This window comes from Bacteroides sp., assembly GCF_030151085.1.
Classification (GTDB): Bacteria; Bacteroidota; Bacteroidia; order Bacteroidales; family Bacteroidaceae; genus Bacteroides.
In genome coordinates, this window is sequence record NZ_JASLER010000040.1 from 48,085 (window position 1) to 70,303 (window position 22,219).

General features: G+C 42.1%; 16 protein-coding genes. 11 read left to right on the forward strand and 5 right to left on the reverse strand.

The genetic code is table 11. The features are described 5' to 3' along the window. Position 1 precedes the first annotated feature (1 nt). Genes Q1W14_RS07495 through Q1W14_RS07530 form a run of 8 tightly spaced genes read left to right on the forward strand, consistent with a single transcriptional unit; the run spans position 2 to position 12,867 of the window. Positions 2-1,048 carry a DUF3868 domain-containing protein gene (locus Q1W14_RS07495; protein ID WP_300700345.1) on the forward strand — a complete coding sequence of 349 codons (1,047 nt, stop codon included), beginning with the start codon at positions 2-4 and terminating at the stop codon, positions 1,046-1,048. Further along, positions 1,048-1,941: a hypothetical protein gene (locus Q1W14_RS07500; RefSeq protein WP_300700347.1), complete on the forward strand. Its 894-nt coding sequence runs from the start codon at positions 1,048-1,050 to the stop codon at positions 1,939-1,941. The genes Q1W14_RS07495 and Q1W14_RS07500 overlap by 1 nt, the downstream gene beginning before the upstream one ends. 42 nt (positions 1,942-1,983) lie before the next feature. After that, positions 1,984-5,079 (forward strand): fimbrillin family protein, encoded by a 3,096-nt coding sequence (locus Q1W14_RS07505; RefSeq protein ID WP_300700348.1) that lies wholly within the window; start codon positions 1,984-1,986, stop codon positions 5,077-5,079. An 18-nt stretch (positions 5,080-5,097) separates the two neighbouring features. After that, positions 5,098-6,225 (forward strand): hypothetical protein, encoded by a 1,128-nt coding sequence (locus tag Q1W14_RS07510; protein ID WP_300700349.1) that lies wholly within the window; start codon positions 5,098-5,100, stop codon positions 6,223-6,225. Positions 6,226-6,238: 13 nt separating this feature from the next. Next, positions 6,239-8,485, forward strand: coding sequence for a hypothetical protein (locus Q1W14_RS07515; RefSeq protein ID WP_300700351.1), 2,247 nt, complete (start codon positions 6,239-6,241; stop codon positions 8,483-8,485). 16 nt (positions 8,486-8,501) lie between these two features. After that, positions 8,502-10,643, forward strand: a complete 2,142-nt coding sequence (locus tag Q1W14_RS07520; protein WP_300700353.1) for a fimbrillin family protein — start codon at positions 8,502-8,504, stop codon at positions 10,641-10,643. A 16-nt stretch (positions 10,644-10,659) separates the two neighbouring features. Beyond that, positions 10,660-11,595: a fimbrillin family protein gene (locus Q1W14_RS07525; RefSeq protein WP_300700354.1), complete on the forward strand. Its 936-nt coding sequence runs from the start codon at positions 10,660-10,662 to the stop codon at positions 11,593-11,595. A 24-nt stretch (positions 11,596-11,619) separates the two neighbouring features. After that, positions 11,620-12,867 carry a hypothetical protein gene (locus tag Q1W14_RS07530; protein WP_300700355.1) on the forward strand — a complete coding sequence of 416 codons (1,248 nt, stop codon included), beginning with the start codon at positions 11,620-11,622 and terminating at the stop codon, positions 12,865-12,867. 330 nt (positions 12,868-13,197) lie between these two features. Here the strand turns inward: Q1W14_RS07530 and Q1W14_RS07535 are convergent, their stop codons facing one another. The 3 genes from Q1W14_RS07535 to rbr all read right to left on the reverse strand — a co-directional run bounded on the left by Q1W14_RS07535 (position 13,198) and on the right by rbr (position 17,581). Next, the gene (locus Q1W14_RS07535; protein WP_300700356.1) at positions 13,198-15,915 is read right to left on the reverse strand and encodes a response regulator; all 2,718 of its coding nucleotides are present in this window, start codon (positions 15,913-15,915) and stop codon (positions 13,198-13,200) included. Positions 15,916-15,933: 18 nt separating this feature from the next. Beyond that, entirely contained in the window at positions 15,934-16,767 is an 834-nt protein-coding gene (locus Q1W14_RS07540; protein ID WP_300700357.1) for a helix-turn-helix domain-containing protein, read from the reverse strand. 235 nt (positions 16,768-17,002) lie between these two features. Next, positions 17,003-17,581 (reverse strand): rubrerythrin, encoded by a 579-nt coding sequence (gene rbr, locus Q1W14_RS07545; protein ID WP_300700358.1) that lies wholly within the window; start codon positions 17,579-17,581, stop codon positions 17,003-17,005. A gap of 252 nt (positions 17,582-17,833) precedes the next feature. Between rbr and Q1W14_RS07550 the strand changes: the two genes are divergently transcribed. The 3 genes from Q1W14_RS07550 to Q1W14_RS07560 all read left to right on the forward strand — a co-directional run bounded on the left by Q1W14_RS07550 (position 17,834) and on the right by Q1W14_RS07560 (position 20,808). Then, positions 17,834-18,127: a DUF4884 domain-containing protein gene (locus tag Q1W14_RS07550; RefSeq protein WP_300700359.1), complete on the forward strand. Its 294-nt coding sequence runs from the start codon at positions 17,834-17,836 to the stop codon at positions 18,125-18,127. 76 nt (positions 18,128-18,203) lie between these two features. Then, the gene (sulP, locus tag Q1W14_RS07555; protein ID WP_300700360.1) at positions 18,204-19,880 is read left to right on the forward strand and encodes a SulP family inorganic anion transporter; all 1,677 of its coding nucleotides are present in this window, start codon (positions 18,204-18,206) and stop codon (positions 19,878-19,880) included. A 40-nt stretch (positions 19,881-19,920) separates the two neighbouring features. Then, positions 19,921-20,808, forward strand: coding sequence for a DNA/RNA non-specific endonuclease (locus Q1W14_RS07560; protein ID WP_300700361.1), 888 nt, complete (start codon positions 19,921-19,923; stop codon positions 20,806-20,808). 22 nt (positions 20,809-20,830) lie between these two features. Here the strand turns inward: Q1W14_RS07560 and Q1W14_RS07565 are convergent, their stop codons facing one another. Further along, entirely contained in the window at positions 20,831-21,343 is a 513-nt protein-coding gene (locus tag Q1W14_RS07565; RefSeq protein ID WP_300700403.1) for a flavin reductase family protein, read from the reverse strand. 43 nt (positions 21,344-21,386) lie between these two features. After that, positions 21,387-22,160: a radical SAM protein gene (locus Q1W14_RS07570; RefSeq protein ID WP_300700362.1), complete on the reverse strand. Its 774-nt coding sequence runs from the start codon at positions 22,158-22,160 to the stop codon at positions 21,387-21,389. Between the last annotated feature and the right edge of the window lie 59 nt (positions 22,161-22,219).

The following is a 22,219-nucleotide window of genomic DNA, read 5'->3' on the forward strand; positions in this document are numbered from 1 at the left end:
TATGAGAAAACTATTCATTATAAGTGCTTTGCTCTTTAGCTGTATGCTCAAGGCGCAGGACACTAACCCCAAAACAGTACGCACAGAAAATGTAAATGTACAAGTTACTCCCGACAATCTGTTGCAAGTTAACATGGACGTCGTACTCCCGGCAAAACTAAGAGTTAGTTCCAATCAAATGATGATTTTTACACCCGTAATCCAGAATTCAGGTAAAGAAACCACCTTGACTCCTATTTATATATATGGACGTAAACGCGAAATCATCAACCAACGAAAGAACCGCATCCCACTGGAAGGCAGTGTGGTAGTGCGCCGCAACAACCGAAAAGAACAAGTTATTGAATACAAGACTACCGTTCCTTACAGTGCGTGGATGAAGGGTGCCGACGTAGCTCTGGAAGAAGACCTTTGCGGATGCGGCAACCACACAGAAGAAAACAACAGCCACCAGTTAGCACAAGTTATCTTGCCCGAACCGCCGGCAATCATTGACCAACCGCTTGTAGTCGAGGCCACTCAACCCGCCAAAGAGAAACAATCACGCCGCCGGGTATACGAGGGAAAAGCATTTATTGACTTCCCGGTAAACAAAACAGTTATTTATCCCCGTTATCGCAAGAATCCGGAAGAATTGGCACGTATAGACAGTACGCTTACCTTGATAGGTATCGAAAACATCTCACGAATTACCCTTCATGGATATGCTTCGCCCGAAAGTCCTTACGCTCACAATAGTTCTCTGGCCAAAGGCCGTACACAGGCTTTGAAGCAGCATATCATGGATAAGTATCACTTGAACGATTCCATCTTCACTGTAGAATCTACACCGGAAGATTGGGACGGGTTAATTCGCCTGGCCGAGCAATGTGACTGGACTGAGAAAGACCGTATTCTCGGAATAGCCCGTAGCGATGCCCAACCCGATGAGAAAGAAAGACAGCTTAGACGACTTGTCGATGCTTACTTGCGTATGAGCTGGTACTGGTTCCCTGCATTGCGTCATACAGATTATCGCATAGAATTCAACGAAATTACCGAAGAATAATGAAACATATTTATAAACTCGTGTACCTTGCCCTCCCACTCCTGCTGATCTCATGTATCAAGGATGGGTTTGACAAAGAGAATTGTCCGGGCAGCCTCATCGTCATCCCCATCATTCCCGGCGAAGAAGGAGGCGGAACAGAATTAAAAGATACCTATACTACAATCATCGATGCCAACGGCAAAGAACATATCGTAGATGCCGGAAGTGGAAAACCGATTGACTTGGATGACGGTACCTATACCATCGTTTCAGCCAAAGGCTTGAAAGATGACCAAACAAACATCAAAGGTACCACTATTAGTGTAGTTACAAATCCCGATGGGACAGCAGGTGACCCGGGAAATCCTTCCGGAGGATACACCAATATCACCATAGGCGGTAACAACCCGGATGCTGGACAAGACGAAATAAAATTGGAAGTCCCTGTTGTGCCCCAAAGTCGCCCCTTAATCCTGAAAATCCATTTCGAAGGAGAGAATACCGCATTTATTCAATCATTAGCGGGAACAGTTAGCGGTATCGCCCTTTCTCGTGACTTGAACTACGGTTTCACCCCGGTTGACGGACAAGACCGTCATCCTGCCATCACCACCGGTTCCATAAACTATAATTTCAGCGCTGACACTGAAACAAAAGACACTTACCAAAGCACTCGTACTTTGCTGGGTATTTGCGGCAAAAGCACGCAAACTTTCAGCTTGACAGTGAACTATGAAGGAGACGTACAACAACCCTATACTTTCGACCTCACTTCCCAACTGGATGGTTTCCACACTAAGGATATCACTTCTCCCTGGATCATTGAAATCACCCTGCGACTTGGAGCCGACTTCCAAGCTACTATAGAGGACTGGAAAGCCGGACCGGAAAGTTGGATGGATGCCCATTAAACAAAACTTCTAACTACTAAAGATTAAAATCAGACATCAGATATGAAAGCAAGTATCAACAAATTCATTCTCGGCAGTGTACTGCTCACAGCCTCCGTTTCAGCTTGTGTCAACGAAGACATGACGTCTTCCGGCGACAAAGTAGCCGTACAAATCTCGGCAAGTACCGCCCTAACCCGTGCTGTAGGCAATACCTGGGGACAAAACGATGTAATCGGCATCAGCATGCTGAAAGCGGATAATTCGGACGTGATAGCTTCTTACAGCAATTACAATTACGTTACTACTGATGGAAATAGTAACTTTACTCCAGCCACTTCCTCACAAATCATGTATTTTCCTGTAGACGGAAGCAATGTTTCCTTTAAAGCTTATTATCCATATAGCAGCAAATTGCCTGCCGACATGATAGCTCCCCTTTCTGTTAAAGACCAAAGCGCACTAGCCGACCTCGACTTTATGACCGCTGAGCATTTGGCAGGAACTTCTAAAGACGATCCCAATGTAAAACTTCACTTCTACCATCGTCTTGCCAAAGTGATGATTGACCTCACCACTGAAGACAACAGTATCTCGTTGGAAGGCTGCAAACTCTCCGTAAAAGGCTTGAAAACCACCGGCTCCTACGATATCATGAATGAGAAGCTTACAGCAGATGCCAAAAGTGAAGCAGATATATCTATCCTCATTCGCAACGGCAAAGGTGAAGGCATCTTCCTTCCGCGGGAAGCCGGCTCAGGAGTGACCTTCCAAGTTACTTCCGCTAACGGAGGCGTATATACCGCCACTCTAAAAGACGATGTTCCCTTCAAAGGCGGCTACAAACATACACTCCACATCAAGCTGACAAAGACCCCTGTTGTGATAAGCGCCACTATTGAAGAATGGCTGGACGGACCCGAAACCAGTTCCAATGTAGTGCGTGTTGTAACCGGACTGAATGACAGCAAAAATGTGAAAGAAGGTGATACCCTGTGTCTCTTCTTAAAAGACCAAGCAGCATATAGCTCTGCCGCCAAGTTCACATACAATGCCGATGGCAAATGGACAACTTCCACTCCCATCTATTGGGATAACATCAAGGCAGATCCTGCCTACTTTATAGGCACTACCGTAATAGACGCCAAGCTGAATGACACACAGATGGACGATATTCTGCTATCCAAAGAAGCTACCGTAGCTCCATTTACCGGTGTCAACCTCGAACTTCAACACGCAGGTTCCAAAGCCGTTGTAGAAGTGAAATCAACAGATGGATCTTTCTCTGCCAACGAACTGGCCGGAGCCACCATAACCTTCCCCGGTTACAAATATACCGGCAAAGTAAATGCCCAAGGTGAATTCGTTATCAACGATGGAACCAAAGACATCATTGCCAAAGACGGTGTAGCCATCTTCCCTCCACAGACCATAAAGAAAGGTGATGTAATCGCCATAGCCACTATCAGTGGACGGAAGTACGAAATCAAAGCTACTGACGAAAACTTTGACTTCGGAAAAGGCATCGCCAAGAAGCTGATAGCCGATATTAGTAAGACCAAAGTGGAAATCAGCACCAAGATTATACCGTGGGGCGAAGAAATACACGAATTCAAAGATGTACGTATCGGCTCAGCTAACCTTACCGCCAACAGCGGTGATTTGGAGAATGGTGACAAGCTTATCCTCTACACCGGTACTGATGCCGACCGTATTCAACAAGGCGGACACTTCACTTACAACAGCGGTACAAACAAGTGGGAATACAGCGATCCCAACAATTTACTTCTTTGGGAAAAGATGCCAACTACCGGAAACATTTATGCCTCCATCACCCGCCCTGCTATCTCGGGAGATGTTGCCAACAATCAGTTGCCCGATTACATTACTGCTACTCCGGTAGTAAACGATGGTGGTGTAAGCAACACTGCCGTGAACTTCGAAATGAAACATCAGGTTGCTAAAGTGATTGTGATATTACAGTCCAATACATATAACCTCGATGATCTGAAAAGTGCTACCGTTACACTACCTTCTTATAAGACCGGAGCCAAGATTGAGAAAGGAGTGTTTGTTCCAGGCGATAAAATTGCGGACATCAAACTGCCTGCTTTGGCAAAGAATACGGAGAATACTTATGTATCGGATGCCGCGTATCTACAACCGCAAAATATTGAAGCTTCAACAACGATCGTTAAAGTAACAATAAAAGATAGAGTTTACGAAGCCAAAAAGGAAAGCGAAATATTAAAGTATGAGGCCGGTAAAGTGACTAAACTTATTATTACCCTCGAAAAAGCCAATGTGCAGATTAGCACAAGTGTACAGGGATGGACAGACAAACCAGAAGTAGACTTCAAAGGTATGTTCTTTAATATCGGTAATGGTAATGTGGCAGATTTCAAGGACAATGATGAAATAGGTTTCTATAAAATCAGCACTGAATCTAAGGTAAACGGTAGTAATGAGGGCAAAGTAGAAACAATAAATGGTTCGAAAGTAATCAGCCTCGACACCCCATGGTATCGTGATGATTTTAATACCAACGACAAGAAGGTATTGGCTGTATTCCCTTCTACCCCAATAGTCGATGGTGCAACAACATTTCCCTTCACCAGTACCGGAGCAAATGTGCCGGCAAATGACTTGCAAACAGCTGTAGCCACAGTTAGTGAAAACAATGCAAATATTACATTCAACTTTACCCATGTACTCAGCCAAGTAACGGTAAATATTATCAAGGGAACGGGATTTGCAGACGGCGAGCTGGATAGACACACCTTCGCTATGAACAACTTCAAACTGGGAGGAACAGTAAGCGTTACCACTGGAACTACTACTGCCACAGGTAATGCTGCTGCCTCTTTCCAGCCTTCGAAACCGAGTATAACAGAAGAGGAAAAGAAAAAAGGAATTGTAGCCAGATACGCAGCATTGGTAATGCCTCAAACTATTGAAGTAACATCTGGAGCTAAAGTAACAATTGCTACCATCACACTCAATGGATACAACTATTCAGCCGAGATTTCTTCTGATATCACTTTTGCTCCCGGCAAGAATCATATCTACAACATCACGCTAAATAAAACCGGCATCAACTTCAGTACTACTGTAGCAGATTGGGGAGAAGGTATCGGTGGAGACATCACCATTCAATAACCTGTAAAGCAGAATCAAATGAAAAGACAATCATTGTACTTTCTAGTCCTTTTATATATAGGTCTTTCTGCATCTGGTTGTGGCAATGAAATTGCCATGCCAGAAACGGAAGACAAGCTTGTGCCTATCACCTTCAGCTCTGAAATTAGTACTTCTGTTAATTCTGAAACTGCAACCCAAATGCAGACCAAGGCAGAAAGTGCTGACCCACTATTTCCAAATAATGGAAAGATCGCAGTTTTAGCTGCCAATGCCACCTCCACGACTATCAATGCCGGAGGATGGGCGGAAAATAATCTCCTACTTAACCATTCAGAAGCTACAGCCAATGCATGGAATGGAACTTCATTCCCCGTCACTATCAATGATGCTACTATCTACTACTGGCCGTTCAACCCGAATGAATATCTGACTTTCACCGCATACAGCCCCGCTACTGATGCTACCATGAAAAGGAAAAAAGATATAAACTCATTAAAAGATACAGAATTGCAGATTGAAGTAAATACAACTAATGCTAAATTCCCCGATTTACTTTATTCCAGCCCAACCAGCTGTTGGAACAAGACACATGGTAATGTATCTCTCACACAATTCAAGCATGCCATGGCAAGACTGGTTATCAAAGTGGTAGGCATAGATAAGAAGGGAAATGAAATAAAAGATTACGCTAATGCCGCCAATTTAAAGATAACAAAGCTGAATGTACTAACCAAAGCAACCAAAGTCATATTCGATTTCACAACTCCCGCTTGGACACTAACTTCTGCCTCAGCAGACTTCCACATTTTGCACAGCTTTAATGTTACACCAAATGACAAAGGAAAGTTGCCCTACGATAGTTCCAAAGAACAGGAAATCTATATTCTCCCTTCTACCGACGGAGTAAACACAGTTGAACTCAGTAAGGTTGACTTTGAGATTAAAGATGCGGTTCTGACTTACGGCAAAACTGAAGGTTATCAGATCAATGAGTTCAAAGATGATAAAAGCACTCCGGTCTCTCTCAAAATGGGAGAAACTACCGTACTAACATTCAAAATAAGGGTAATGGAAGTCTCTACCGGCGATACGGAAAACATTGTTCTGAAAGGTGATTTAGCCGATTGGGATTATAAAGGCGAAAGTTCCGTAACCATTAATTAAACAGCAGAAGATTATGAGAATACAAAAATACATATATCAATACGGAACAGCCCTCGGATTGTTTGCTTTGGTGGCTTGTTCCAGCGAACAATTTCAGGAGATTGACCTTACACCGGGCAACACTCCTATCCAATTATCAGGAGTAGCTACTAGAGCAACCGGTGCAAATTCTTCATTAGACGCTTATAAGAATTCGGCTCTGAAACTTACTTCAAGAATAAATAAAAATGTTAGCGGTAGCGGCAATGCCGAGTATGTAAACTATTTCACAAATGTAGGTTTGATTATCGAGACTACAGCTGGTTCCGATAAAAGTGATTTAAATGCCGAAAATGCCTATTATCCTTTATCTGATATACCTCTATATCTTTATGGACACACAGGAGATCTAGATATCAAGGACAATAAAATATCACTAAAATCGGGAAAAGCTACCACAGAAGCTCCTTTGGCGTATGATTATCTCGTTAGCAATGGAACCAACGGAATGGGAACAATAGGTAGTTCGGGAATAGGCGGATCTACAAATTCATACGCCACTCTCATGACTTTCCGCCATGTAATGACCAAACTGGAAGTAGCTATAGATGTTACTGATACAGACTTACAGGAGACCAAGCCCAAAGATATAAAGGTACAGTTTAAGAACAATTTTATCAATAAAGAGGGAAAATATTTGATTACCACAGCTACGGGAGATGCGGATCAAGCAACAGACTTATCTACGGAGAATGGCATAAATAATTATGAACTTTCTGTAGGTACACACTATTTGGTAGCCAACGGAAAGACTTTATCAGGAGATGGGAAAAATCTTCTTTCTTCTTTGAAGATTGACGATTACACCGCAACTGATGAAGATCTAGAAGCAATAACTATACCTAAAGCAACACCCGAAGGCAGCACTACTCCCACTAACGATCTCGTGCTGAAGCCAGGACTTGCCTACAAGCTAACATTCGTTATTGAACGATTGAGAGTAGTTGAGGTTAACCTAACAATGAAACCTTGGGATATCGAAACAGGTGATGGATCTTGGGGGTGCGATCCATATAAAGTTAAAATGGATTTCAGCCAAGGAAGTTACAACAACACCGGTTCAAACGCCATTTCCAAAATGGTATTTCACTACACGCCCCAACCAAGTTCAAACAGTTATCAGTACATAGCCAGCGTTAAGGATGGTATAGCCGAGTTCCTAACGTTACCTACTGATATGGACAAAGGTATATTGACCGCCGATTTATATACCGCCAATGGACTGCTAATACAAGATCATACCATTACCTACACTGCTGGAGCAGGAAGCGATCCTCAGAAGTTCAACCTCAGCTTGGGTTCCAATGGCATGGTGAAAGATAAGGATGGTTACTACGAAGTAGGTACCCCATTGCAGTTCTACAATATGATGGCCAATCCAGGGACAGATGCAGAAGCAGCAGCAAACAAACAGTACAAACTGATAAAGAACATCGACATCAGTCATCTGCCACTTTCCTTTACCCCTCCCACTTTCCCTACAGGTGCTATATTGGACGGTGACGGACATTCCATCCTTCACCTGGAACTGAAAGGAAACGGATTGTTTGCTGAGAATAAAGGAACATTGAGAAACCTGCAATTGTCTTTCAGTTCCATCGAAGCAACAACAGGTACTTATGCAGGTAGCATTTGTGCTGTAAACAACGGAAAAATAGAAGGTTGCATCAACGAAGCCGATGTAATTACAACCGATAGCCAAATAGCCGGAGGTATCTGCGGACAAAACAAAGGAACTATCCTTGCCTGCCTCAACACAGGCAATGTACCCAATGGAGTTGAGATTGGTGGTATTTGCGGAGAAAACAAGAACACTAGTGCCGACGCTATCAAAGCATGTATCAATGCTGGTATGTTGCACGGCAGCAGTAATCATGGCATAACATCCAATATTGGCGGTATCTGTGGTTATCAGTCGGAAACAAGCAGCAACGCTGTTATCAACACATGCTACTGGCTGACAGGAACAGCACGACCGGTACAAGGCAACAGCCAAGAGATGGCAATAGGTCGTTTTGCCAATGGAACCGCAGATGGATCAAAAGCTGCCTATTGCAACAATACTACCAATATGATAGAAAACAAGTTGCGTACTGAGGGTAAAGACAATCTGAATAACGGACTTGGTACAAGTTCTAATTGGGAATTTAAATGGGAAACAAACAGTAACGGTACCTACAAAACCGTATGGCCTACTCCCATAAAGAAAGTGAACCCTTAACATTAAACCAAACAATATGATGAACGAATTCATAAAATATATCATCGGAATCAGTGTCCTATTATCAGTGCTCTGCTTGGGTGGATGTGCGGACGAAACACTGGTAGATAATCCGAAAGGAGAAGGTAGACAGCTCATTATGTACGCCAGTGTAAACACAGTAAATACCCGCCTTGCCGAACTTGGAAATAAAGATAATATGTTCACCGAAGCAGGTAAAAAGGGATATAAGAACATTGGTCTTTATATCTATTACGAAGACGATTACAGCGGAAAGAACAGTTCCGACGGAAAGACACCCGATCTTAGCAAGCCTTACATCCGCAACCTGGAGTGTACATACGAGGGTGGCAAGATAGTTCCCATCAGCAAAGAGAACATTTACATCTACGACCGCATGACCATTGTAGCCTTCTATCCTTACAATGCCACCATGAGCGAGGAAGCCAACTACTTCACCGTAAAGGATGATGAAAAAGCTTATCCTATCTCAGAAAGCGATTATTCGCAGCAACTTTACATCCCTTATCGTGCTCAAACCAACGTGAATCCTACCAACGCCTACATGATAAACCTCGGCTTTGGTCCTCAACAAACGTGTAAAGTGGAGGTAGTACTAGTAGCTGATAAAATAGAAGACTTCCCCCAATCGAAAAACCTTACCGACGGAAAGATAAAGCTATTGCCAACCGTAGATCGGTATGAAGGTATTTACAATAGTACCACAGGTGACCTCCGCGAGAACTGGGTAGATGGCATCAAAGACTTTCCTGCCGATGATGAATATAAGCAGAGTGCTCCCACAGGTGGAAAGTATGCGCGCCGCTACACTGCCTATGTGTGGAAGAGTGGAGTAAGTGACAAGCACCACGACCCTGACCATAAGCATAATAACAACCTCCTGCTCAAAGGAGAAGTTCTTTTCGAGAGCGACAAACTGATACTCAGAGTTCCTGCACAGGTCAATCTGAATGAGGAAACTGTATACCGCTACGGATATAACATGAATACAGGCGAAATCTTTATCCCTACATCGGATAAATTGGTATATGATGCTATAAGCCTGCAAGGTGCGAAGTTCGACGAATACCGGGCTTATCAAGTGTGCGACATTGATGTGAGCAGCATCCCCAATTGGACGCCCAAGACTGCTTTCAAAGGGATTTACGACGGTGGCGGACATCAAATCACCGGTTTAAAAATGAGCGTCTCCCCCAATGCTGATATAGACAGCAAAATCCCAGATAAGCAATCCTTCGGCTTATTCAGTCAGATCACCAGTGAATCTACATTGATGAACATAGAACTGGTGAATCCGGTCATTACAGTAGATTTCAGTAACACTGTACTAAAAGATACTTGCTATGTAGGTGCTCTTTGTGGCCTTGTCAACCCCGAACTATCCGAAGCCCAAAAGCGGAAAATGATAGAGGATGGTTTGCCTAAAGAGCTATCCGGTCCTGTAAAGGAAGCCTTGATACAAGAAAGGCTGAAAGACTTTGCTCAAACTACCTGCTACATACGTGGCTGTAAAGTAACCGACCCTGCAATCATCGTAACCGGAGAGAATGTACGTGTAGGCGGACTGTGCGGAGGAGCGGGAAACCAGAAACAGAAAGCCGAAATAAAAGACTCGTACGTATGGCAGAGCGATAATACTGCTTATAAGGGAATCTTAGTAAACGCAGCAAGCGATGAGATCAAATCAAAGTACAACAATGCCTTTGTAGCTGGTTTCTGCGGTATACTGGCTAATAGCGGCAAGAACGATGGTATAAAAAACTGCTACAGTACTTTAGAGAAAGTACAGGCATTCGTGAAAGATGCCACTACTACAAAAGATATTGCCACAGGTTTCTATCATCCTGCTACAGACAAAGAGCTATTGGGCACTGCTACCGTAAAAGGCTGCTATACACTCAAAGCAGAAGCTAATCCGGGAGTTAGTAACTTCACCACCGATGGTAAACCCAACAACTGGCCACTGTTTAAAAATGATACATCGGTATCTAATGGTGGAGTCAACGGCTCCAACAACATAGACTACCCCGGTGCATATCCTGCTTACAAGTGGACAGACTCCTGGAAAGATATGGACGGTAACCATTCATATCCCTCCTTGATTTGGGAAACCCGACTACTGATGCCACTAAACTAACAAACATCCCAACGTTATGAAGAAAAAACAAATTATATACTACGTACTGGCTGTTACACTGGGCAATGTCCTCTGTACCGCCTGCCAAAATAACAATTCACCCATAGACAACGAAGACGGGCAAAGCACCCTCTCCTTGAGTCCTATCGTAAGCGAGATAGGCAATCAGGAAAGCATGACGCGAGCTACCACCAACAGTTTCTTTAAGCAAGGAGACAACATATCAGTTGAAGTCACTACCAGCCGCGGCACAACAGATGTTCCGTATGATTATACAATGGACGACAAAGGCGTCTTCAACGGAGGATTCAGATTCAACCTCGACAATACGTATATCACAAAACTCACCGCTAAATGGCCCTCTGAAGATGAACGTACAAAAGGTGTAATACTGGATCAACGAATACTGGAAGATCACCAAAAGGCAGACTACCTAAAAGCTCATACCGAGAATGCCAATATCATGCCCACAGGCGAACCTTTACCCCTCACCTTCGAGCACGAACAAAGTCGTTTCACCTTCCGCATGGCAGGGCAAAATGCTAACGGACTGAATATTCTCTCCGTTATCCTGGAGTTGCAATACGATGATCCCAATGACGAAACAAACGATAACATCTCCGGTGCCTTTTGGGCATATTGCGACAATACGGAGATTGCCCGACTAATATTGCTTCCCGGAATAGAAATAAAAGGCAGCAGCAACACCGACCACGGTTTCCAAATTGTAGATGGACGCTATATGATAGGTATGGCCGAAGTAGGCAACGCTACTACCAAGTACACCGGAGGTATCTGGTTAAGTAAGGAAGTAGCCGTAACTTTAAAATCCAACACCGACTATCTCGTCACCCTCACTCCCGAAGGTTACAACCTGATAGCGAACATTCATATCGGCGGCTTCGGACAAGACGAAGGATTCATCGGAGTTCCTGAGAAACCTAAACCATAAAACAATTAGCAACAGAATATAAATATGAAACAGATAGCAACCATCGTCCTCACATCTTTACTGACCCTACAACTAGCAGGGTGCAGCGAAAAGGACGAACCCATAACAACCGATAGCGAAAAAGGTATTGCCATAGAAAGCATCTCAGCCGTTCTGCAAGGTATGGAGAGCAACAATGGAATCACCACCCGTGCTACGCAACAAGGATTCTCGGTAAATACGAATGATGACCCTACGAAAACATTGCCACAGAAGCGCAGTTGGAAGATGAATTTTACCCTTTACAATGGCAGTAATACATACACTGACGGCAGTTTCAGCAACCTAGCCTGCAACAACGAAAAGTGGACTGTGAGCAGTAAATATTTTCCTAACTATAAGAAACCTCAAGCAGAAGCTTTGATTTATCCAGATAAATGGAGCAGTATCTCTACCGACCAAAGCACGGAGAAAGGTACCGATCTATTGGCTCAAGACGTCTTATTCAGAGACAAAGCCACCATCGAAGTAGCCCACAAAGTAACCATTGAGGTAAAGCATAAACACAGTATGCTGGACTTTGTAATAAAGAATGTAGTAAAAGACGACATCCAATCGGTACAAGTATTTGTAGATAATACTCCATATACACCCTATGCGGTAAAAGCAACCCCGGTCAATGGCAGTACTACCTCATACGATATGGAGTACATGCTTATCCTTCCCCAAACCACCAATGTAAGCCCCATAGTACAGATCAAAACCGAAGCTGATACCGGCACCGGCAATAATATCATCACCTATAAGCAGACCATCGGCATCATAAAAGACAGCAAAATAGAACTAGGTAGCAACAAATGTTATTGTTTTACCCTGCAAGGAGCCGAACTAAAACTCTCTCCCATTACCGTCCTCAACTGGGCTACTGGCGAATCTCTACCTGGCGAATACATTGCCGTAACCGCCTATCCCACCTTCAAGGTTAATGATCTTAAATATGCCGAAAAGACTTTCTACTTCTATTACGATAATAAACTAGTTGAAAAAGATACAGACGGTAACACCAAACCTAAATTGCAAAAAATAACTTTCAATAAGAATGCAGAATGTACCATCAAACCGGATGGACGTATTTTAAAGTATATCTATACCGAAAGCCAAGTAGAAGCCATAAAAGGAAGCAAAGATGGCAATATGACGCCTAAAAACAATGAAACAGGAACAACAGTAGATAAAATTATTTTAGGAACAATGATAATCGACCTATCAAGCGTAATGCCTACATTACCATAACTAAAAGCATCCCCCCTCTTTAGCGCCATTTTCCCCGTACTTTCCTCCCGGAATCTACGAGGAAAAGGCTCAAAAGCACCTTGCTTTTTGTCTTTACAAACCATATAAAATAGCCAAAAGCCAGAAGCAAAACTTCGTCCCTCAATTGCGGGCCGAACGGTTTCCATCTGTGGGCTCTACAGTTGCCAATTGACAACCGTAGAGCCCGCAATTGAAAAACAAAAAAACTAACAAAGTAAAAAAGGAAAATAAACCGTTGTTTTGAGGTTTTATAACAAGGTAAACTCACATTTATCCCTTGCATTTATAGAGTTCAACCCACGCAAATAATTATTTAAAAGAGAATAATTCAAGTAATTTTCGCTTTTTTATAGGTTTGGCTAGGAAAGCATTACATCCTGCATCAAGAGCGCTGGTCTTATCAGAATCAAAGACATTGGCAGTAAGTGCAATAATAGGGAGCTCAACATTGAACTCCCGAATTTTCCGAGTTGCCTCCAAACCATCCATAACAGGCATTTTTAAATCCATAAGGACAAGATCGAATTTCTCGCAACGTACTTTCTCTACAGCATCTACACCATTCTCCACACGAGTAAGATTATAGTCTTTAAGCATGTGCCGCACTAAAGAATAGTTACTGTCATTGTCTTCAGCAATCAAAACCCGTATTTCCTTTCTATCAATACTATCCAATGCGGAATGCTGTTTGGATAATAGAGAAGATTTATCCACAAAATCCTGCTTACTTATTTCACAAGGAATCCATGCCCAGAAAGTCGATCCTACACCAGCTTCGGAAGAAAGCCCTATTTCTCCTCCAGCAGCCTCAACAATTGCTTTGGAAATAGCCAAGCCAAGTCCCGTACCTTGCGCAAATTCATTAAACTTCTGAAACCGTCCGAATACTCTGTCATGTAGCATCTTCGGAATACCTACTCCCGTATCTTCCACATAAATACGAATACCGTCCTTCTCAACAGTATAACCCATTTTTATATAACCCGACGGGGTACACTTTACAGCATTCGTTAGGAAGTTCATCCATACTTGCTTCAAGCGGTTACTATCCAGATTCACCCAACAGTCCGGTTGAGTATTCTCTTGATAGAACCTGACTTCAGGATTTGTAACCTTGGGAGTAATCATCATATACAGTTCATTACATACCTGAGATAAGTTAAACGTTTCCCGATGCCGTTCAAGAATTCCTGATTCTATTTTAGAAAGATCCAAAATATCATTAATCAATCGTAACAACAATTCATTATTAGACTCAATAATGCGCCAGTATTCTGCCTTTTCATCCGCATCATCGCTCTCTACCAGTAACTCGGAAAATCCAATAATCGCGTTTAAAGGAGTTCGTATCTCATGACTCATATTAGCCAGAAAGGCAGATTTAAGTTTGTCAGAAAGTTCGGCTTTCTCTTTCAACTCCTTCAATTCTTGGGCCATCTTTTCCCATTTTGTATTATTGTATGATATTCCAGTATAACGAATGGCTTCTCCTCTTTTATCTTTCTCGGACGGAACGCCTGTAATAACCAGTGTTTGCCAATCTCGATCCCATTTAGTTCTGGAACGATATTGGAAGCTAAATCCTTTATTTTTCTTCTGAAGCATACAATCCATATTCTCAAGGAAGTGATCTGTATCGTCAGGATGAGTAACTTTCAAGTAATCAGAAATCATGATTGCTTTCTCAGAATGGTAATCGTTCACCGGATCATTGAAAGCCCTGAATTGTTTGCTTTCCACATCGAAATCCCAATATGACATACCAACCGTCTTGAATGTAAGCTCCATCTTATAGTTACGTTCTTTAAGCTCCTCATTCAATTGGTGGATTTTAGATATGTTTTGCCGGAATCCTGTGAACCGCACAACCTCACCCTTTTTGGTATACTCAAAAGGAACCCCGGTAACATTGCAATATTGCCAAGAATCATCATATTTTGTTTGCATGCGACAAGTAAAGTTAATATTAAACTTTTTGCCTGATAACATGGATTGGAAAACATCGTTAGCTAAAGACTGATCGTCCGAATGAATCACCTCCTGATATTCTTTTACGGATATCAGTTTGTCTGAAGCATAGTTATTAACAGGATCATTATAAGACTCGAACTTTTGTGATCGTACGTCAAAGTCCCAGTGAACTATATCATTGACTTTCATAGCCAATTCACGCTTGGTAATAAGATCATGCGTTTTCTTCACCATTTGTATCTTTTCAGTCACATCCAGTTGTGTGCCTATAATCAAAAGCTTCCCACGGTGTTCGGAAGATAAGCGCAACCGGCTTTCATAATATCGGCATTGACTCGCCGATTCATCGTAAAAGCGAAAAGTGATCTGTCCTTGTTGCACTTCATTGTTTATCAGTTGGGAGAAGATTTGCATCAACTGGGCATAATCTTCCTTCAACATTCGTTTCTGCAATTTCTCTAAAGTATCGCAATTCTTTGTAATGGGATTTCCATATAAAGTATCGAATGCCTTTTTATGTACATCATATACCCACGACGACATGTTAGCAGTCTTCATTGCCATTTCCAGATTTTTCTTACTTTCCTCAGTATGATATTCAGCTTCTTTCGTGGCTGTCACATCGTTGGTAAGCAGCATATAACCCAAAATTTTCTCCTGCTTGTTTCGTATAGGAACTACTTTAGCCTCATAGATAATCGTATTATTATTACGAGACTTATAATATTCCTGGTTTATACGGGCGAAATCATATTCAAATTCAAGTATGATGTCTTCACCGGATTGTATTTTTGCCTTGAGTTCTTCATCAACATAAGGACTATCGAAAAGATTAATCTTATCCATTACCATACTCACATCCTCAACTCCATACATTTTCTTCGCATGCTCGTTTATACTGCGCAAGATGCCCTCTACATCATAGATTTCAATTCCTATCGGCAAATGGACAAATACACTTTCCGCAAACAAGATCTGATCCTGCAATAATGCAACTATTTCTCTCTCAAAAGAAGCTTTACTGTCTTCACTGTTTGCTGTTTCAAATTGATTCATCTTATTTCAGTTTTAAGGTTACTGTATGATATGAATGGTACATCTATATTCAGACGGTGACATCCCTGTATGCTGGCGAAAAAAACGACTCATGGAAGACTGGTTGCTAAATCCTGTTTGGTGAGTAATTTCTTTTATGTCAAGGTTTGCATCCCGAAGCATCCTTTTTATTTCGACAATGAGATAATCCGCAATCATTTCACGAGGAGATTGACCATTAACTTCCTGTATGACTTTGGTGAGATATAAAGAGGAAATACACAACATTTCAGAATAAAAGTTGACTTCACGGTGTGCCTTACAATGTTCGAATGCCAGCATTGAAAATTTAAAAGCAATGCTTTCCTTGCGGGAGTTCAGATATGTTTTCTTCTTATTTGTTACCTTTTGGAAGTGAACATAGAAATCCCAAAAATAAATCCTCAATAGATGTAACATGGTTTCCCGCCAGAAATGAGGATCATCATTATTCTCGCGATAATCAATAACGTTGCAAAAGCCGAGGAATCTTTTAGTATCATTGTCATTTAAACGAACCTGAAAATTCTTCCGCATATAAAAGAAGAAGTCAGGAGTTATTTTTCCCAAACCACTCATTACATCCAGAAACATTACTTTATTGATTTTGAAAAAAGTCATAGCGAAATCATCACTGACTTCCTGTATCTGCGCCAATTGTAGCGGCAAAAGGGTTACCAAATCATTCGGAGATATTTTGCGACAAACAGAAAACACCTTTATTATAGCTGTACCTCCTGTACAAATTCCGCCAAAACCTTCTTCAAGGTATGCTTCATGTTGGTGTACGGGAAGTGCAGATGTATCGGTGTATATATGAAAAGAATCACTCATTGAATTGTATAACTATGCATAATATGCTATCAAAGATATAGCATATCTTAACTTTATAAGTAATTTCATTATAAAATTGAACGCAATTAACCAGTTTCTGTGCCAACATAGGCACTTATAGGGCAGCTCTTATGGTAAAAGAAAATAATACCCGGACATCCTTCAAAGAAAGATATCCGGGTATTATAGTGGAATTAAAAAGAGTATGCTGTCCTTCGGACAGCATTCCTATTTATTAATAATTGTTCTTCATTACTTCGAAGTAAGCCTGTGGATGCAAACAAGCCGGGCAAATTTCCGGAGCTTCTTTACCTGTATAAATGAAACCACAATTACGGCATTGCCATACTACTTCACCTTCTTTGGCAAATACACTGGCAGTTTCGATGTTCTGGATAAATGCACGATAGCGTTCTTCGTGACCCTTTTCAGCAATAGCGATATTGCGATACATCAACGCGATAGCAGGGAAACCTTCTGCATCGGCAACGTCAGCAAAGCCGGGATAATCCAATGACCATTCTTCGTGCTCACCGGCAGCAGCTTCCTGAAGATTTTGCAAAGTAGTACCAATGATACCTGCAGGATAAGAAGCAGTGATTTCTACCATTCCGCCTTCTAACCATTTGAACATACGTTTAGCGTGTTCTTTCTCTTGGTCGGCAGTTTCTGTAAAGATTGCGGCTATTTGTTCATAACCTTCTTTCTTTGCTACGCTTGCGAAGTAAGTGTAACGCATTCTTGCTTGTGATTCACCGGCGAATGAAGTCAATAAATTCTTCTCAGTCTGAGTTCCTTTAACACTTTTGCTCATAATTCTTTCTTTAATTAGTTAATATGATTACGTATTTTTGTTCGTCTTATCGTTTTCAACATTACAAAATTAAGAAAATAGTTTGAAATAACCACACTTAGGACCTATCGGATTTATCTATTGCATTATAGTTAAAATCTATCACGCTCAGTAACCCGAAGAAGCCCTTTCGATATATTTAATTGGCATATATCTTTTTTAGAAACAAAAAAGACTATATTTGTGTTCATCAATCCATTAAAAAAGTAGGCTATGAAAGCAATGAGTAAATTATTCGTCCTTCTGTTCACTTTTATAGGAATTACCTCTTGTTATACTGCTATTCCTTTGGAGAACAAACCATCCGAAAACAATTCCACGTATGAAATCAGTTATTTGTTCGAACATGATGGCTGCAAAGTGTACCGTTTCTACGACCGTGGAAACTATGTCTACTTCACCACTCAAGGAGATGTCACTTCCATAAAGAACGATTCTACTGCCAAAAGGATCATTACCATCAACAAAGAACCCGTTATGCCCATAAAAAAGAGAGTAATCCATTAATCTATACATTATTTTATCTACTTTTGCAGCTTGTTTGCAATATAGACATTACAATTCGTATAAAAAGTAGATAGAAATGAAAGCGTTTGAATTCAAACCAAAGCTTTACGCAGCTTTAAAAAATTACTCGAAAGCAACATTCATGGCAGACTTGATGGCTGGTATCATTGTCGGTATCGTCGCCCTGCCACTTGCCATTGCGTTTGGTATCGCCTCCGGTGTTTCGCCGGAGAAAGGTATTATTACGGCCATCATCGCAGGTTTCATCATCTCCTTATTGGGAGGTAGCAAAGTGCAGATTGGTGGACCTACAGGTGCATTTATCGTCATCATATATGGCATTATACAGCAATACGGAGAATCGGGATTGATTGTCGCCACGCTGATGGCGGGGGTTATTCTCATTCTCTTAGGAGTATTCAAGCTGGGAGCGGTTATCAAGTTTATCCCTTATCCTATTATTGTAGGATTTACGAGTGGTATCGCCGTCACCATCTTCACCACACAGATTGCCGACATCTTCGGACTGAACTTCGGAGGAGAGAAGGTGCCGGGAGATTTCGTAGGAAAATGGATTATTTATTTCCAGCATTTCGATACGGTTAATTGGTGGAATACGATAGTAAGTATAGTCAGCATCGTTATCATAGCAATTACTCCCAAGTTTTCAAAAAAGATACCCGGCTCACTGATCGCTATCATCGTAGTAACGGTGGTCGTCTATCTGATGAAGGTATATGGTGGAATTGATTGTATTGATACTATAGGCGACCGTTTCAGTATCAAAGCCGAACTGCCGGATGCAGTAGTTCCTGCATTAAACTGGGAAGCCATAAAAAACCTGTTCCCCGTAGCTGTTACTATTGCAGTACTGGGAGCTATCGAGTCTTTACTCTCCGCTACAGTAGCCGACGGTATGATTGGCGACAAGCACGATTCTAATACTGAACTGATTGCACAAGGTGCCGCCAACCTGGTAACGCCTCTCTTCGGTGGTATTCCTGCAACCGGCGCCATTGCCCGTACGATGGCTAATATCAATAATGGTGGTAAGACACCTGTAGCCGGTATAGTTCATGCTATAGTATTATTGCTAATTCTGCTATTCCTCATGCCTTTGGCACAATATATCCCCATGGCGTGCCTGGCGGGAGTATTGGTGATTGTCTCTTACAACATGAGTGGCTGGCGCACCTTCAAAGGACTAATGAAGAGTCCGAAATCAGACGTTACCGTGTTGCTGATTACTTTCTTCCTGACGGTTATCTTTGATTTGACAATTGCCATCGAAGTGGGTCTGGTTATTGCCTGTGTCCTCTTCATGCGCCGTGTCATGGAAACTACCGAAATATCTGTCATCAAGGATGAAATTGATCCGAATGCAGAACTGGATATTACTACTAGTGAAGAGCATCTGATAATTCCGGAAGGCGTAGAGGTGTACGAAATCAATGGTCCGTATTTCTTTGGTATTGCTACCAAGTTCGAGGAAGTCATGGCACAGTTGGGAGATCGTCCTAAAGTGCGTATCATCCGCATGCGTAAAGTGCCTTTCATTGATTCTACAGGTATCCATAATTTGGAAAATCTCTGCCAGATGTCGAAGAAAGAAAAGATTACGATCATACTTTCGGGGGTGAATGAGAACGTACACAGCGTTTTGCAGAAATCGGGCTTCTATGAGCTGCTGGGCGAAGAGAATATCTGCCCGAATATCAATGTGGCATTGGAAAGAGCGAAGGAAGTGTTATGATAGTGATTAGTGTTCAGTGATTGATTTGTAGTTGGATAGTATGATGGTACAAAGAAGGAGAAAGAAACAATCGTCTAAAGGGGTAGTTTATCTGATTATACTGATAGCTATAGCTTGCTTTCTGTATGAACCGATAGCTAAAGTCCTGCATCTAAACCAGTCTGTCTTTGCAACTGGATCTGTAGAGAAAGGGGCTGCTAATCAATTATCTTCTGAAAACACTGTGATAGGTGATGATGTACTTCTTCCTGCCCCTCTAAAGAGCATGCCTGAGCAAATATTGCATAGGAAAGGATATACTGTATCCTATAATAAGGATATGAAAATCCCCAACTGGGTAGCTTGGGAACTTTCTCCGGAAAAGCTGGTAGAACGTGAAAGCCGCACCGATAAATTCCTCCCCGATCCTGATCTGCCCCAAGATGAAGCTGTAACCACAAACGACTACAAAGGTGCCGGTATGGATCGCGGCCACATGTGTCCTGCCGGAGATAACCGTTGGCACTGGAAAGCCATGCAAGAAAGTTTCTACATGACTAACATCTGCCCGCAAAATCATAATCTGAACCGTGGAGACTGGAAAGAACTGGAAGAGGCCTGCCGCAAATGGGCACAAGCAGAAGGGAAAATCTACATCGTCTGCGGCCCAATACTCTACCAACAAAAGCACCGTACTATTGGAAAGCAGCATCGGGTCACCGTTCCCGAAGCTTTCTTTAAGGTAATACTCTGTACCACCAGTACACCACCTAAAGCAATCGGCTTTATTTATAAAAATGCTTCGGGTAACCACCCACTGGACAGCTACGTCAACTCCGTGGACGAAGTGGAACGAATTACAGGCATCGACTTCTTCCCTGCCCTTCCGGATGAAGTGGAGGACAAGGTAGAGGCTACCTATAATTTAAGCTTATGGACTAAAAACTAGTGAAATATAATAAAGTCCTTCCTTATTCCTTTATCCAAGCTCCAGTAATTTCTGCTATATACATGTGGTGGAATCCGCCATGCACACCGCCATACCATTGCTTACAAGCCTCTAGTTCGATGAAACATTCCTCTTTTATCGTGTCCGAATAGAGTTTACGGCATTCAAGGTTCAGGCGACCTTGTTCAAAGAATATGTTTCCTTTCTCAGTAATAATAGGCTTTAGTCCGGTTTCTTTCACTTTATCTACTTCCCGGCCCGACTTACTACCACATATTTTATGAATAGCTTTATTCTCTTCTCCCAAGAAAGACAGAGTGAAGTATTCGCTCTTTTCAATAAACTCAAAAGTATAACGTTCAGGACGAATAAAGACAAACACTACCGGCTTGTTCCAAAGAAAACCGATACTACCCCAACTGGCGGTCATGGTATTGAATTGCTCTTTATCTCCTGCTGTTACCAGCATCCACTCCTTGCCTATTGTCTGGAAGAAGTTCTCGTTTAGGTCTTTAATTGCTATTGGCTTCATTATTATAGTATATTAAGTGACTGATAGTTTAGCTAGCGTACCCCAATCAATAGGAAACACTGACCGATAATCCGGCTTCTTTCACCAGCGCCGCAATATGATCCAACTCTTCGTGAGTGGCTTTTTGTAAATCATGACCGGGTGTCTCGCGGTCGATGGTATAGATCATCACTTGGCGGGGTGCTATCTCTTTTACTGTCTCCAACCAAGGAAGAACGTATTTATCGGAAGTATTATCCACCTCTAAACCTTGATAACTACCTTTCAGAAACATAGTCTGAATGATACAGTTACCTTTGAAAGCTTTCAAACATTCAATGATTTCTTCTACTGAATAATGCGAGTTAGGACGATCAACCGTGCAGATATATTTCGCATCCACAGTATCTAGCTTCAAGATGTTATTATCGATCTTATTCAAAGCCTCGAACACAGCAGGACGATGAATAAAGGTAGCATTACTCAGAACGCTCACTTTGGCTTCAGGAAAATACTTATCACGCAAAGCAAGTGTATCTTTTATGATTTCGGGGAAAAGCGGATGGGCCGTCGGCTCACCGTTGCCTGCAAAAGTCAACACGTCGGGGGTAGGACCATTCTGCTGCATATCCAGCAGGCGAGCTTCTAGTGCTGTGCGGACTTCTTCACGTGTAGGGAGCTTCTGTTTAGGGCGATGGTCGGCATTGAAACCGCATTCACAATAAATACAGTCGAAGGTACACACTTTGCCATCGGCAGGCAATAGGTTGATCCCTAAAGATACTCCCAAACGGCGGGAATGAACAGGACCGAAGATAGGAGATGGATAAATAACAGTCATACTACTTTTTTCGGATTATGATTCTTGCAAAGATAAAGAATAAACAATTAGCAAAACAA

Coding starts and splice junctions, on each gene's coding strand:
- Q1W14_RS07495 (WP_300700345.1), top strand. CDS start 2: ATGAGAAAACTATTCATTATAAGTGCTTTGCTCTTTAGCTGTATGCTC.
- Q1W14_RS07500 (WP_300700347.1), top strand. CDS start 1,048: ATGAAACATATTTATAAACTCGTGTACCTTGCCCTCCCACTCCTGCTG.
- Q1W14_RS07505 (WP_300700348.1), top strand. CDS start 1,984: ATGAAAGCAAGTATCAACAAATTCATTCTCGGCAGTGTACTGCTCACA.
- Q1W14_RS07510 (WP_300700349.1), top strand. CDS start 5,098: ATGAAAAGACAATCATTGTACTTTCTAGTCCTTTTATATATAGGTCTT.
- Q1W14_RS07515 (WP_300700351.1), top strand. CDS start 6,239: ATGAGAATACAAAAATACATATATCAATACGGAACAGCCCTCGGATTG.
- Q1W14_RS07520 (WP_300700353.1), top strand. CDS start 8,502: ATGATGAACGAATTCATAAAATATATCATCGGAATCAGTGTCCTATTA.
- Q1W14_RS07525 (WP_300700354.1), top strand. CDS start 10,660: ATGAAGAAAAAACAAATTATATACTACGTACTGGCTGTTACACTGGGC.
- Q1W14_RS07530 (WP_300700355.1), top strand. CDS start 11,620: ATGAAACAGATAGCAACCATCGTCCTCACATCTTTACTGACCCTACAA.
- Q1W14_RS07535 (WP_300700356.1), bottom strand. CDS start 15,915: ATGAATCAATTTGAAACAGCAAACAGTGAAGACAGTAAAGCTTCTTTT.
- Q1W14_RS07540 (WP_300700357.1), bottom strand. CDS start 16,767: ATGAGTGATTCTTTTCATATATACACCGATACATCTGCACTTCCCGTA.
- rbr (WP_300700358.1), bottom strand. CDS start 17,581: ATGAGCAAAAGTGTTAAAGGAACTCAGACTGAGAAGAATTTATTGACT.
- Q1W14_RS07550 (WP_300700359.1), top strand. CDS start 17,834: ATGAAAGCAATGAGTAAATTATTCGTCCTTCTGTTCACTTTTATAGGA.
- sulP (WP_300700360.1), top strand. CDS start 18,204: ATGAAAGCGTTTGAATTCAAACCAAAGCTTTACGCAGCTTTAAAAAAT.
- Q1W14_RS07560 (WP_300700361.1), top strand. CDS start 19,921: ATGATGGTACAAAGAAGGAGAAAGAAACAATCGTCTAAAGGGGTAGTT.
- Q1W14_RS07570 (WP_300700362.1), bottom strand. CDS start 22,160: ATGACTGTTATTTATCCATCTCCTATCTTCGGTCCTGTTCATTCCCGC.